The 14,612-nt window shown below is 62.9% G+C and carries 9 protein-coding genes; 7 read left to right on the forward strand and 2 right to left on the reverse strand.

Going from position 1 to position 14,612, the window contains the following annotated elements; translation table 11 throughout:
* Positions 1–34 precede the first annotated feature (34 nt).
* The 4 genes from tpx (at position 35) to EWU68_RS01260 (ending at position 5,513) form a co-directional block, all read left to right on the forward strand.
* Positions 35–535: a thiol peroxidase gene (gene tpx, locus EWU68_RS01245; RefSeq protein WP_129314059.1), complete on the forward strand. Its 501-nt coding sequence runs from the start codon at positions 35–37 to the stop codon at positions 533–535.
* Positions 536–794: 259 nt separating this feature from the next.
* On the forward strand, positions 795–2,204 hold the full coding sequence (locus EWU68_RS01250; RefSeq protein ID WP_129314477.1) for an amino acid permease: 1,410 nt from the start codon (positions 795–797) through the stop codon (positions 2,202–2,204).
* A 340-nt stretch (positions 2,205–2,544) separates the two neighbouring features.
* Positions 2,545–4,053 (forward strand): sugar porter family MFS transporter, encoded by a 1,509-nt coding sequence (locus EWU68_RS01255; RefSeq protein WP_202976671.1) that lies wholly within the window; start codon positions 2,545–2,547, stop codon positions 4,051–4,053.
* A gap of 398 nt (positions 4,054–4,451) precedes the next feature.
* The gene (locus EWU68_RS01260; RefSeq protein ID WP_129314060.1) at positions 4,452–5,513 is read left to right on the forward strand and encodes a PRC and DUF2382 domain-containing protein; all 1,062 of its coding nucleotides are present in this window, start codon (positions 4,452–4,454) and stop codon (positions 5,511–5,513) included.
* Between the two features lie 164 nt (positions 5,514–5,677).
* Here the strand turns inward: EWU68_RS01260 and EWU68_RS01265 are convergent, their stop codons facing one another.
* Complete coding sequence (locus EWU68_RS01265; RefSeq protein WP_129314479.1) at positions 5,678–7,900, reverse strand: NADP-dependent isocitrate dehydrogenase; 2,223 nt, start codon at positions 7,898–7,900, stop codon at positions 5,678–5,680.
* A gap of 260 nt (positions 7,901–8,160) precedes the next feature.
* On the opposite strand from EWU68_RS01265, the gene EWU68_RS01270 reads away from it, so the two are divergent.
* Entirely contained in the window at positions 8,161–8,592 is a 432-nt protein-coding gene (locus EWU68_RS01270; RefSeq protein WP_129314061.1) for an NUDIX hydrolase, read from the forward strand.
* 173 nt (positions 8,593–8,765) lie between these two features.
* Here EWU68_RS01270 and pgi read toward each other — a convergent pair whose 3' ends face one another.
* Positions 8,766–10,448, reverse strand: a complete 1,683-nt coding sequence (pgi, locus tag EWU68_RS01275) for a glucose-6-phosphate isomerase (RefSeq protein WP_129314062.1) — start codon at positions 10,446–10,448, stop codon at positions 8,766–8,768.
* A 260-nt stretch (positions 10,449–10,708) separates the two neighbouring features.
* Here pgi and EWU68_RS01280 point away from each other — a divergent pair, with 260 nt between their 5' ends.
* Together EWU68_RS01280 and EWU68_RS01285 are read left to right on the forward strand one after the other, a co-directional pair.
* A complete protein-coding gene (locus EWU68_RS01280) occupies positions 10,709–12,514 on the forward strand; it encodes a BCCT family transporter (protein WP_162421324.1) in 1,806 nt (601 codons plus the stop codon).
* A 416-nt stretch (positions 12,515–12,930) separates the two neighbouring features.
* Positions 12,931–14,565, forward strand: a complete 1,635-nt coding sequence (locus EWU68_RS01285) for a peptide ABC transporter substrate-binding protein (protein ID WP_129314064.1) — start codon at positions 12,931–12,933, stop codon at positions 14,563–14,565.
* Positions 14,566–14,612: the final 47 nt, after the last annotated feature.

Raw genomic sequence — 14,612 nt, forward strand, 5'->3', positions numbered from 1 at the left:
GAGCACAACGACGTCACGAGACAGAGGAATACACATGGCTGAAATCACCTTCAAGGGCAACCCCACGCAGACCTCGGGCGAACTGCCCGAAACCGGGACGACGCCGCCGGCATTCACCTTGGCAGGGACGGACCTCGGCGAGGTCACCGAGAACGATTTCGAGGGGCAGACCATCGTCCTGAACATCTTCCCCTCGGTGGACACCGGGGTCTGTGCGGCCAGCGTCCGCAAGTTCAACGAGGAGGCCGCAGGCCTCGAGAACGTGTCCGTGGTGTGCGTGTCGAACGATCTGCCGTTCGCCCTCGGACGCTTCTGCGGCGCAGAGGGCATCGACAACGTCGTCACGGCGTCGGGTTTCCGCTCGACTTTCGGAGACGACTACGGCGTGCGCATCACCGACGGCCCGATGGAGGGGCTCCTGGCCCGCTCGGTCGTCGTCATCAGCCCGCGGGGCGAAGTCGTGCACACCCAGCTGGTCCCCGAGATCGGTGAGGAACCGGACTACGACTCGGCCATGGCCGCCGCGCGCAGCTAGGCGCCCACCGAACCGGCTTCCGAAGGGCCCGCACCGACGCGCAGGCGTCGTGGCGGGCTCTTCGTTTGCCCAGGCAGCCGCCGAAGTGCGGGGATCGGAGGGCTGGCATTCGTCCCGGACACCGCCGCAACGCACGGATCCGGTGGTAACCTAGGTTGACTTTGGCGTTCGACCCTCGGGGGTATTCGTGTCCAATAGTGACGACAAGCTGGAATCCTTCACATCAGAAGGCCTCAAGCGCGGCCTCCGCAATCGTCATATGCAGATGATCGCGATTGGCGGCGCTATCGGGACCGGTCTCTTCCTCGCCTCCGGCGGCACGATCGCCAGCGCGGGTCCGGGCGGTGCGTTGGCCGCCTACGCCGTGATCGGAGTCATGGTGCTGCTGCTCATGCAGTCACTCGGCGAAATGGCCGCCCACCTTCCCATCGCGGGATCCTTCCAGAGCTACGCGACGCGTTTCGTGAGTCCTTCCTTCGGCTTCGCCATGGGGTGGAACTACTGGTTCAACTGGGCGATCACGGTTGCGGCGGAACTGGTGGCTGCGGGCCTCATCATGTCCTTCTGGCTTCCGGACGTCCCCGGCTGGGTCTGGGCCGGCGTCTTCCTGATCCTTCTCACGACCTTGAACGCCATGTCCTCGCGCGCGTACGGCGAAGGAGAATTCTGGCTGGCTGCGATCAAGGTCGCGGCCGTCATCGTCTTCCTGGCGGCCGGCGTCCTGATGATTTTCGGGATCCTCGGGGGCGATTCTCCGGGCTTCTCGAACTGGACCGAGAAGGAAGCGCCCTTCAACGGTGGTTTCCTGTCGATCATCTCCGTCTTCATGATTGCCGGGTTCTCTTTCCAAGGGACCGAGATGATCGGTGTCGCGGCCGGTGAGGCCGAGAACCCCCGGCGGGACGTCCCCAAGGCCCTGCGCTCGGTCTTCTGGCGCATCATGCTCTTCTACGTCGGCGCGATCATCGTGATCGGTTTCCTGATTCCCTACACCGACCCGAACCTGTTGCGGAGCAACGAATCCGATATCGCGTACTCGCCCTTCACCCTCGTCTTCGAGCGGGCCGGCATCGCCTTCGCGGCCTCGCTCATGAACGCCGTGATCCTCACGGCGATCCTTTCCGCAGGAAACTCCGGACTGTACGCGTCCGCCCGCATGCTGCTGTCGCTGGCGCTGGAGGGCAAGGCTCCGAAGATCTTCCGCAAGGTCAACAAGCGCGGCGTCCCCATGCCGGCTCTGCTCGCGACAGCCTCGGTGGGGTTGGCAGGGTTCATTACGGCCGTCATCGGTGAGGGCGCGGCCTACACGTGGCTGGTCAATATCTCCGGCCTCTCGGGGTTCATCGTGTGGGTCGGGATTGCGGTGTGTCATTACAAATTCAGACGCGCCTACGTCGCCCAGGGCTATGACCTGAAGGATCTCCCGTACAAGGCGCCCCTGTTCCCGCTGGGGCCCATCGTTGCCTTCGTGCTCTGCATCGTGGTGATCCTGGGGCAGAATTACGAGGCCGTGTTCAACGGTGAGCTGTTCCATGTCCTGAGTTCCTACATCGGTCTGCCGGTGTTCCTCCTGGTGTGGCTCGTGCACAAGCTCGTGACCCGTTCGAAGCCGGTGGACCTGATGGATGCCGATGTGCAGTCCCTGCAGCCTCAGAGGAGCAAGGCCTGATCCACCCGACGCCCTGTGCCGGCGCGCGGGCGCGACGGGGCCGGCTGTCGCAAGCGCAACCGGGAGCTCCGACGCGGCGTGACGACGCAGCGGGATGACCTCCGTGGAGACTCCCGGCACCACCCGTGGAGGGTGCACTGGCTCTTGTCGATGGGAATTTCCTGTTGCTAACCTTGGAGTAAGCACAAGGCGGTGCGTCGCAGAGCACGTATACTGCGGCGCCCCGCCTTTTTTGCCTCACTCCTGGATCGACCGGTGGAGCCCGTTGGTCGGAAGAGTGGCGGGTCCTCGGCACCGTCCGGAAGTGAATTCAGTCCGACGTGCTGTCAGGAGGACACGATTGACTACTGAAAGTTCATCTTCTCCGTCGCCCGAGGGGAAGGGGTCGCACTCTCCGGACACGGGCCAGCTGCGCTCCGCAGCGATGAGCCAGGAACCTCGCCGCACCGCGCGGCTCAGGGTCATTTCCGCATCGTTGCTCGTGGCTCTCGGCGGGCTCCTCTACGGATACGACACCGGCGTCATTTCCGGAACCCTGGCCCAGATCGCCGACGACTACGGCGTCAGCGAACACGGTGTCACGGCCGAGTTCATCACCTCATTCATTCTTGCCGGTGCCGTTGTCGGAGCCCTGGGGGCGAGCTTCTTCGCCCGTCGTTTCGGGCGTCGGGTGACCATCATGGCGGTGGCCTCGGTCTTCGTGGCCGGCGTCGTTTTCTGCGCCATCTCACCGAACCCCTACGTCATGATGGCCAGCCGCTTCTTTCTCGGCCTCGCCGTCGGCGGGTCGACCCAAACGATCCCGACGTATATTTCCGAGCTGGCGCCCAAGAACAAACGCGGCAGCTACGTGACCTTCTTCAACATTGCGATCGGCGTCGGTATCCTCTCCGCGGCCCTCGTCAACTTCTTTCTCCGCGACGTCGAATGGCACTGGAAGATCGTTGTGGCCGCGATCCCCGCGATCGTGCTGGTGCTTGGCATGATTCCGCTGCCAGAGAGTCCGCGGTGGCTCGTCAGCAAGGGAGAAGTCGATACGGCGACCGAGGTTCTCGAATGGGTCCGTCCGAGCGAGAAGTCGGCGAAGAAGGAAATCCGCGAGATCGAGAAGACCCGCCGGGAGGAGCAGCGGCAGGCCGCCAAGAGTGAATGGTCGGCCATGCTGAGCGAGAAGTGGATGCGCCCGGCGATCATCGCCGGCGTCGCCGTGGCCGTCTTCACCCAGATCACCGGGTTGGAAATGATGATCTACTACACCCCGACGCTTCTCACGCACGTGGGTCTGCCGTCCGATATCGGGCTCAGCATCAACGTGATGGTCGGTCTCGTGTATGTGGTCATGACGGCCATCGGTAGGTTCATCGTCGACCGGATGGGCCGCAGGACCCTCATGCTGTGGACCCTGCCCTTCGCCGCCCTGTGGATTGCCCTCTTCGGCCTGACCCTGTTCATGGGAGGCGACCACCCGAACATCCCGCTGATGCTGATCTTCCTCATGCTGTTCATGGTGTTCCAGGCGGGCGGCATCCAGGTGGTCGGCTGGCTCATGGGTTCCGAGCTGTATCCATTGAAAATTCGCACCTCGGCCACGAGTCTTCACGCCATGGCGCTCTGGGGATCGAATCTGGTGGTCACCTCCACCGCCCTGACCTTGGTCAATTTCCTGTCGCCGGGAGGGGCAATGATGGTGTACGCGGCGCTCAACGTGATCGCGTGGATCGTGATCTACTACCGGGTTCCCGAAACCCGGGGGCGTAGCCTCGAGGACATCGAATCGAGCCTCCACGAGGGAGATTTCCTGCCGCTGGAGCGCAAGAGGCTCGCGCGCGAAGGCGCCGAACTGCACTAATCGGCGTACCCCAGCGCCTGATCGCTTGCGGGAAGAGCCCGGAACTGGATTGACTCTCGTCGATGCGGTTTCGGGCTCTTTTGCGGATCGTGACGTGGATTTCAAAGTCTGACAATTGCCCGAGGACTGCCGACTCCTTCCGACTCAAATGTGCAAATATGCGGCAGTGTGACGTAGATGGACATTCTGGCAAAGCGGGTATCCGGCACGTGGCTGGGGGATGAACGCGAGTGGATATCGCGGCGAATCCGTTGCCCCAACCTGGGATCTTCCCTAGCCGTCCGGCGAATCATTGACCGTGGGTGCGCATGTGGATAGATTGAACGCATAAGCCGAAGTCATTTGATTTCGAATGTGGATTGGTAATTTCGTCCAACCAACAAAAGAAGGTAGTGACCATGACCAATAACCAGAACATTGAGTCCCTGCGCAACAGCACGGTGTACGGAAACAATGGCGAGAAGATCGGCAAGGTCGGCGAGATCTATCTCGACGACCAGACCAATGAGCCCACGTTTGCAACCGTCAATACGGGCCTGTTCGGTTCCAAGGAAACCTTCGTTCCGCTGAACCAGGCAGAAGCCTCCGACAAGGGACTGACGGTCCCCTTCGACAAAGAATTCGTCAAGGATGCCCCGAACATCGATGACGATGGCTCCCTGAGCCCCGACGAGGAGCAGCGCATCTACGAGTACTACTCGCTCGATGGCAATGCCTCCGGACGCGGCGACGCATCGGGCCGTGGTGACGAGGACGGCTCCCGCGACGACCAGTCCGCAGACGCACGCGCTGGTCAGAGCGGCGACCACGGAAACGCTGCCGGAACCGCAGCGGCAGGCACCGCGGCGGCCGGTACGGCTGCTGCGGGGACCGCCGCCGCTGGCACTTCGGCCGCTGGCGGGGCAGACGACCGCGACTCGGCCCAGGCGGGCACGGGACGTCACAGCAGCGGTCAGCCCGAGGCCGCGGCCGCGGACACCCGCGACGGCGTCGCAGACCGGCCCGAAACCGCGGAGAGGTCCGAAGCCGCGGGACAGGCCGGAACCGGCCGCCACGGCGCATCGGACAACGACGTCGTCGCCCACGAGGAGCGTCTGGCCGCGACCGACCAGACCGAGCGCCGTGAAACCGGCCAGGTTCGCTTGCGCAAGCACGTGACCACGGATACGGAAACGGTGGAGGTCCCGGTCCGCCGCGAGGAGGTGCAGGTCGAGCGCACCAAGATCGACCCTGACTCGCCCGAGGCGCACCAGCCGGTCGATGGCAAAGAATTCGGCCAGGACGAAGAAGTTTCGGTCACCGCCTACGAGGAGCGGCCGGTCGTCGACACCGAGACGGTGGCGACCGAGCGCGTTCACGTCGGCAAGCAGTCCCATGAGGAGACCGAGACCGTTTCCGGCGAGGTCCGCAAGGAAGAAATCGAGGTGGACGAGGAAGGCAACCGCCGCGACCAGCGGTAAGGGAGCCGGTATACGTCCCCAACGACAAGTGCCCCGGGGCTCGTGAGGTCGAGCCCCGGGGCACGTGCCGTCCGGCGGACGGCGCGTTGAGGACCTTGCGGTGACAGAATGAACGAGGGCCCCGAATGCCACGGCATTCGGGGCTCTCGGTGTTGTTCGGTCCGTTACTTCGTGAGCCGGGCCAGAATCCCGTTGAGGGTTTCGGACGGGCGCATGGCCGAGTCGGCCTTGGCGTCCTGAGGCCAGTAGTAGCCTCCCAACTCGACGGGGGAGCCCTGGACGTCCAGCAGCTCCTGCGCGATCTTGTCCTCATTGGACTTCAGGCTCTCGGAGATTTCGGAGAAAAGCTCCGCGAGATCCGTGTCCCGAGTCTGTGCGGCCAATTCCTCGGCCCAGTAGGTGGCCAAGTAGAAGTGGCTGCCGCGGTTGTCGATTTCCCCGACCTTGCGCGAGGGGGACTTGTTCTCCTCGAGGAAGGTGCCGGTCGCGGCGTCGAGGGTGTTCGCGAGGATCTGTGCACGATCGTTGCCGGTCGTGCTGGCCAGGTGCTCGAAGGACGCGGCCAGTGCGAGGAACTCACCGAGCGAATCCCACCGCAGGTGGTTCTCTTCAACAAGCTGCTGCACGTGCTTGGGAGCCGAACCGCCCGCACCCGTCTCGAACAGTCCGCCGCCATTGATGAGCGGCACGATGGACAGCATCTTGGCCGAGGTCCCGAGCTCGAGGATGGGGAACAAATCGGTCAGGTAGTCGCGGAGCACGTTGCCGGTCACGGAGATCGTGTCGAGGCCCTGACGGATTCTGTCGATCGAGAACTTGGTGGCATCGATCGGGGAGAGGACGCGGAGGTCCAAGCCCTCCGTGTCCTCGTCCTTGAGGTACTCCTCGACCTTGGCGATGAGGTTCCTGTCGTGGGCGCGTTCCTCATCGAGCCAGAACACGGCGGGCGTGTCCGCATCGCGCGAGCGACGGACGGCCAGCTTGACCCAGTCACGCACCGCGACGTCCTTGGTCTGGCATGCGCGCCAGATGTCGCCGGTCTCGACCTCGTGGGAGATCAGAACCTCTCCCGCGGAGTTCAGGACCTCGACGACGCCCTTGCCCTCGATCTCGAAGGTCTTGTCGTGGGAACCGTATTCCTCGGCCTTCTGGGCCATCAGGCCGACGTTGGGGACCGACCCCATGGTCGTCGGATCGAAGGCTCCGTTGTCGCGGCAGTCCTCGATCACGGCCTGGTACACGCCCGCGTACGAGGAGTCCGGGAGCACCGCGAGGGTGTCGTGTTCGTCGTCGTCGGCGCCCCACATGTGGCCGGAGGTGCGGATCATGGCTGGCATGGACGCGTCCACGATCACGTCCGAGGGAACGTGCAGATTGGTGATGCCCTTGCGGGAGTCGACCATCGCCAGAGACGGGCCTTCCTCGAGTCCGCGCTCGATTCCCTCCTTGACGCCTCGGGCGGTCTCCTCGTCGAGGAGATCCAATCCGTTCAGAATCGAGGCCAGACCATTGTTGGGGGAGAGGCCGGCGGCGGCGAGCTTGTCGCCGTAGGTCTCGAAGACGTCCGAGAAGTACGCCTTGACCGCGTGACCGAACAGGATCGGATCGGAGACCTTCATCATCGTCGCCTTGAGGTGAACCGAGAAGAGGACATCCTCCTCGCGTGCACGCGCAACCTGGGCGGCCAGGAACTCATCCAGAGCGGCCGCGCGCATCACCGTGCCGTCGACGATCTCGTCCTTGAGGACCTTCAAACCGTCCTTGAGGACCTTCTGCGTTCCGTCCTCGCCGGTGAAGCGGATCGTCAGGGTGTCGTCCGAGGGCATGATCACGGACTGTTCGTTGGACTTGAAGTCGTCGGCACCCATGGTCGCGACGTTGGTCTTGGAGTCCTTCGACCAGGCGCCCATGGTGTGCGGGTTCTTCCTGGCGTAGTTCTTGACCGACTGCGGGGCACGGCGGTCCGAGTTGCCCTCACGCAGCACGGGGTTGACGGCAGATCCCTTGACCTTGTCGTAGCGAGCCCGGGCATCGGCGTCCGCATCGGACTTGACCTCGTCGGGGTAGTCCGGCAGGTCGTAGCCGTCAGCCTGCAGTTCCTTGATGGCGGCCTTGAGCTGGGGCACGGAGGCCGAGATGTTCGGCAGCTTGATGATGTTGGCCTCGGGGGTCTTGGCAAGCTCTCCCAATTCGGCCAGGGCATCATTGACTCGCTGGTCCTCGGGCAGGACATCGTTGAACTGGGCGAGGATGCGGCCGGCGAGCGAGATGTCCCGGGTCTCGATATCAACGCCAGCGCTGTTCGCGTACGCCTCCACGATGGGCTTGAATGAGTAGGTCGCCAGCAGCGGCGCTTCGTCGGTGTGGGTGTAGATGATCTTCGACATGAGTTTTCGGCGTACTCCCTGCTTGATTTCGAGGGTTATTTCCACGGGCCAATATACCGGACCCGCCGGTTCGAGCCTCATCGATGAACCGGTTGATGACGCCTCGCGCCATGGCCGTCGAGCTCGTGGCCGACGTGCGGTACCGCGGGATACAGAAGTGCGGTACCGCGGGATACAGGTGCAGAAGACCTCCACGACCGAACGAGTTCCGATGAAACGCGGCGTCGTCCGGCCCCTCGTGGGGCAATAAGGTGGGGGTCATGCCACGAATCACCGTTTCAGCAGTTGTCGTGACGGACCAGCAGGGGCGGGTCCTGACCGTTCGCAAGCGCGGAACCCACAGCTTCATGTTCCCCGGAGGCAAACCCGAGCCGCACGAATCGGCGCTCGACGCCGCCGTTCGGGAAGTCCGTGAGGAGCTCGGTGTGGACATCCCGCGGCCGGGGCTCGAGTATTTGGGCAGGTGGGAGACCCAGGCGGCCAATGAAGCAGGGCATGAGCTGGTGGGCGAGGTCTTCCTGTGGAACCACGCCGGGGCAGACGACGATCTGGCCGGCATTTCTCCTCGGGCGGAGATCGAAGAACTGCGATGGAGCCGCCCGGAAGAGTCTCTTCAGGACAGTGACATTGCACCGCTGACCCGTGAGTGCGTTTTCCCTCTTCTGATCGAGCGGGCCGAGCGGAGTGCGTGAGCGCGTTCGAAGCACGAGGTGAGGAAGACAGTCATGGGATCGCCCGGCGGAGGGGACCCTCCCCGCGTCGCGGGTCCCGCGGACACCTGACACGGAGCGCCGGCCGCGGAGAACTCTCCACGGCCGGCGCGTTGTTGTCCGCTCAGGTCACGGGCTTGTGGTCACGAGGGTGACTACTTCCTCGTGCGACGATCGAGGTAGTAGGAGATCAGCCCCTTGGTCGAGGAGTCCTCCTGGTCGAGGGCTGCGGTGTCGCCGCCGACCGCGGGGGCCAGGTCCTTGGCCAACTGTTTGCCGAGTTCCACGCCCCACTGGTCGAAGGAGTCGATGCCCCAGATCGTGCCCTGCACAAAGGTGATGTGCTCGTAGAGGGCGATCAGCTGGCCCAGGACCGACGGTGTCAGTTCGGGTGCCATGATCGACGTCGTCGGCCGGTTTCCGGAGAAAACTCGGGCCGGGACAACGGCCTCGTCGGTTCCTTCCGCCCGGACCTCATCCGCAGTCTTGCCGAAGGCCAAGGCCTTGGTCTGGGCGAAGAAGTTTGCCAGGAAGAGCTCGTGTACGTCCGTATCGCCGTCCTTGACGGGATGGCTGGGATTCGCGAAGGCGATGAAGTCGGCCGGTATCACCCGGGTGCCCTGGTGAATCAGCTGATAGAAGGCGTGCTGCCCGTTCGTGCCCGGTTCGCCCCAGAAGATTTCACCGGTCTGGGTCGTCACGGGGGTGCCGTCCCATCGAACCGACTTGCCGTTGGACTCCATGGTCAGCTGCTGCAGGTAAGCAGGGAAACGGTGAAGGTGCTGATCGTAGGGGAGCACGGCGTGCGACGACGCGTCGAAGAAATTGACGTACCAGACGTTGAGGAGCCCCATCAGGATCGGGAGATTCTTCTCCGCGGGCGCCGTTCGGAAGTGCTCGTCCATCGCGTGGAATCCGGCGAGGAATTCTTCGAATGCGTCCGGGCCCAGAACGATCGCCAGGGACGTTCCGATCGCGGAGTCCACGGAATACCGGCCTCCTACCCAGTTCCAGAATCCGAAGGCGTTCTCCGGATCGATCCCGAAGGCCTCGACCTTGTCGAGGGCCGTGGAGACGGCAACGAAGTGTTTGGCCACCGCCTCATTGTCCGAGCCTTCGTGGGCTCCGGACTCCTTGAGCCGATCGAGCAGCCACGTCCTGCAGACGCGAGCATTCGTGAGCGTCTCCAGCGTGCCGAAGGTCTTCGAGGCGACGATGAAAAGAGTGGTCTCGGGGTCCAGATCGGCGACGGTCTCGGCCGCGTCCGTGGGATCGATGTTCGAAATGAACCGGGCGGTCAAGCCGTCCTGGGCGAAAGTCTTCAGCGCCTCGTACGCCATGACCGGGCCGAGGTCGGATCCGCCGATACCGATATTGACCACGGTCTCGATGGGGCGGCCGGTGATTCCCGTCCACTCTCCGGATCGAACTCGATCCGCGAAGTCGTAGACCTTGGCGAGGACCTCGTGGACGTCCTCGTCGATGTCCTGACCATCAACTCTCAGGCTCGGTTCGCTTCCCTCCGGGCGCCGCAGGGCGGTGTGAAGGACGGCCCGGTCCTCGGTGACGTTGATGTGCTCACCAGCGAACATGCTGTCGCGTCGACCTTCGACGTCGGCCGCATCGGCCAGCTGCAGGAGCAGCTCGCGTGTGCGCGGGGTCAGAAGGTTCTTCGAAAGGTCGGCGACGAGGTCTCCCGCCTGAACGGTGAACTCCTCGGCCCGGTCCGGGTCCTCGTTGAACCAGGTCCTCAGGTCTGGCGCCAGCTCGGCCTTGTGCTGCTCAAGCTCCTTCCACGGGTCGGTGGAGGTGATGTCGGGAATCTGTGGTGCACTCATGCCCCCTATTGTCCTATGGCGGGCCCGGATATTCCACAGGTACGTCGTTGTCGGACAGGGAGTCGAGGCGCTGGAGCGGGGTCGTCCTGCCGCCGGAAAGTTGACACTCTTGTCGAACTGCCGGGTATTCTATTGGTAAGTGTGCTTGCATTATGCAAGCGTCACCCATCGATCATTTGTGGCATATGTCACTGAGTTGTTCCGGTGGGGCGAAAACTCACTTGCACGCATTACTTGATGAGGTACGCAAAGAGGATTGTATGGCTAACTTTTTGACCAGAAAACCTGACATACGGGTCGGGGGAGTGCCCGACCGCCTGCGTGAGAAGATGAAGCGCGGCGCGATCGACAAGCGAGTTTTCATCCCAGCAGCCATCGTGATGGCTCTTTTTATTGGCATCACTATGCTTTTTCCCCACCAGGCCAATGAGGTCTTCGGGGCGCTCCAGACGGACGTCATCGGATACTTCGGCTGGTATTACACCGCCATTGTGGCCATTTTCGTGGTTTTTGCCCTGTATCTGGGGTTCAGTCGGCTGGGCGACATCAAATTGGGTCCGGACGATTCCACGCCGGATTATTCCTTTATGACCTGGCTGGCATTCCTGTTCGCGGCCGGCATGGGTATCGGACTGGTGTTCTACGGCGCCTCCGAGCCGATTGCCCACTACGCGTCGCCTCCGCCCGAGGTCGGCGGGTCGAAGGAGCAGCTGGCACAGCAGGGCATGTCCTGGAGCTTCCTCCACTGGGGTCTGCACCCGTGGGCCATTTACGTGATCGTCGGAATGGCCATCGCCTATTCCGCCCACCGGAAGAAGCTCCCGCTCTCCATCCGCTTCTCGCTCAAGCCGTTGCTCGGTGACCGGATCAGCGGAATCTGGGGGGACATCATCGACATCGTCGCCCTGGTGGGCGTGCTCTTCGGCGTGGCGACGTCGATGGGTCTCGGCGTCATGCAGATCGCCTCCGGCCTGGGATTCCTCAACATTGATGCCACCGGCAATCTGGGATACACGATGATCATCGTCGTGCTGTCCGCTGTGACGCTGTTCTCCGTGGTCACCGGCCTGGAGAAGGGCATGAAGTGGTTGTCCAACGGCAACCTGGTGCTGGCGGCCATCATCGCCCTGTTCGTGCTCGTCATGGGTCCGACGATCTTCCTGCTCCGCGAGTTCGTCCAGGCCATCGGCCACTACCTGCAGCACGTCATCGAGATGACGGCCTCGACCTTCGCCTTCGACGGTTCCGAAGGGCAGGAGTTCGCGGGAACCTGGACCACCTTCTACTGGGGCTGGTGGATTTCCTGGTCGGCCTTCGTGGGCATGTTCATCGCCCGAGTGTCCCGCGGACGCACGGTGCGTGAATTCGTCCTGGCGGTTCTCCTGATCCCCGCCGCGATGTCCTTCTTCTGGTTCTCCGTGATGGGCGGCACCGCGCTGCACACCGAGCTCTTCGGCAAGGGTGGACTCGTCGACCTGGAGAGCGAAGGCGTCCTGTTCACGATGCTGCAGGACCTGCCGGCCTCCGGGGTGCTGATTTTCGGATCGGTCATCCTGATCATCGTGTTCTTCGTGACCTCAGCCGACTCCGGCGCATTGGTCCTGGGCATGATCTCGTCCTCCGGATCGCCGAACCCCAAGACCTGGGTTCGGGTCTTCTGGGTCCTGATCGCAGGTGGAACCGCGACCGCCCTGCTCTGGGCCGGCGGCGAGAACTCGTTGAATGCGATTCAGACGATCTCGATTCTCACGGCGTTGCCGTTCTCGATCGTCATCGTGTTCATGTGCATCTCGCTGTTCAAGTCCTTGCAGGCCGAACACCGGTTGTTCATCCGGGCCCAACGTCGCCAAGTTCGCAATGAGCTGGCGGACGAGATCTCGGAGAACGTGAACAGTCAGGTCGAAGCCAGCTTCTCCCAGCTCGAGGAGCAGTGGAATGACCGGATGGAGGCCGAGGCCGCCGAAGCCGCGGAGAACGCGGTGGAGGCCCGAACGGGAATGACCACCAAGGTCGCCGGCAAGAAGAAGAAATCCGGAAAGCTGCCGTGGAGGTCGTTCGACGACTGATCGCGGCGCTCACCGTCCGCTCGTTCCATCGATCACCTGATGGAAGGCCCGTCCCCGAGGCAAGGGGGCGGGCCTTTCGTGTGTCCGGTGGGGCCGCCGGGTTGAGACGTCGCACGGGCGGCGATCCGGTCGCGCATGAACACGAACCTCGGAGAACCTTGGGGGTCGCATGGAATCGCTTCGACACGCCGAGAAATTCCTCGCCCGCCCCGATGTCGCGCGGTATGACGCCTGTCGCGTGGCCCGATCACACCCGGGAAACCGCGTGGTTACAAATGCGCAACAGTTGTGGTCTACACTTCTTTCATACGTGTCATGCATCACAACTTTCGCCTAGTCAGCGTGGGGCTGGCTCTCTTCGCCAGGGGTGCATCGAGCGCGTTTGTCACACTGATCAATCACTCCTAGGAGGAGAAATGCGATTTTCGCGCATTTCCACATTCGCGAGCGTGGCGGCGATCTCCGTTCTCGCTCTCTCCGGCTGCGGGGGCGGCACCGCGGGCGGCGGAGAAACAGATTCTTCGGCGATCATCACCGCTGACAGCGTCGAACCCCAGAACCCCCTGGTCCCGACCAACACATCCGAAAACGGCGGCGGCGTCGTCGTCGGCAGCATCTTCAGCGGTCTGATCGCCTACGACGAGGACGGCAAGCCGCAGAACGACCTGGCGGACTCGATCGACTCCGACGACAACCAGAACTGGACCATCAAGATCAAGAAGGACAAGAAGTTCACCAACGGCGAGCCCGTCACCGCCCAGAGCTTCGTCGACTCCTGGAACTACGGTGCGGCCGTCAAGAACGCACAATCCGGCGCGAACTTCTTCAGCCCGATCGAAGGATACGACGACGTGTCCAAGGAAGGCTCCGAAGAGGACAAGATGTCCGGACTTCAGGTCGTGGACGACAACACCTTCACCGTCAAGCTGAAGTCCCCGCAGTCCGACTTCAACCTCCGGCTCGGATATTCGGCGTATGTGCCGATGCCCGAATCCGCTTTCAAGGACATGAAGGCCTTTGGCGAGAACCCGGTGGGGTATGGCCCGTACAAGATGGCCAAGGAAGGTGCCTGGCAGCACAACACCCAGATCGACCTGGTCAAGAACGACGACTACGACGGCCCGCAAAAGGCCAAGAACGGTGGCGTCACCTTCAAGCTCTACCAGAACCCGGACACCGCGTATCAGGACCTTCTGGCCAACAACCTCGACGTCCTGCAGCAGATCCCAACCTCGGCCCTGGGCAATTACAAGGACGATCTCGGCGACCGCAGCCTGGACGAACCGTACGCAGGCAACCAGACCATTGCGATTCCGTACTACCTCAAGAACTGGAGCGGCGAAGCCGGCAAGCTGCGTCGTCAGGCCCTGTCGATGGCCATCGATCGTGATGAGGTCATCAAGGTGATCCTGAACGGTACCCGGAAGCCGGCAACCGACATGACGGCACCCGTGCTGGAAGGCTACAAGGACGACGTCAAGAACTCTGAGAACACCAAGTTCGACAAGGACAAGGCCAAAGAGCTCTGGGAGCAGGCCGAGAAGATCCAGCCCTATGACACGTCCGAGAAGTTCACCGTGGCCTACAACGCCGACGCCGGCGGCCACAAGAAGTGGGTCGACGCCGTGACCAACCAGATCAAGAACAACCTGGGCATCGAGGCCGAAGGCAAGTCCTACTCGACCTTCAAGGAGGTCCGCACCGATGCGACCTCCGGCAAGCTGACCGGCGCGGTCCGTTCCGGCTGGCTGGGCGACTACCCGTCGCTCTACAACTTCATGGAGCCCACCTACACGAAGGGCGCCAACTCGAACGACTCCAAGTACGACAACCCGGAGTTCGAGAAGAAGTTGGACGAAGGCCTCCAGGCGAAGGACAAGAACGCGGCGAACAAGGCCTTCCAGGAAGCCGATTCGATGCTCCTCGAGGACCTTCCCGCGATTCCGTTGTGGTACCAGCAGGCCAACATGGGGTGGTCGGAGAGCGTTTCGAACGTCAAGGCGTCCTGGAACGGCACTCCGATGTACTTCGACGTGGAGAAGTCCTCGTGACCCTGCCGGAAACGGCCTGACAAAACAGCAGATGGAGGGCCGCCCGG

It is taken from the genome of Rothia koreensis (assembly GCF_004136575.1).
In the GTDB taxonomy this organism is placed as follows: Bacteria; Actinomycetota; Actinomycetes; order Actinomycetales; family Micrococcaceae; genus Rothia; species Rothia koreensis.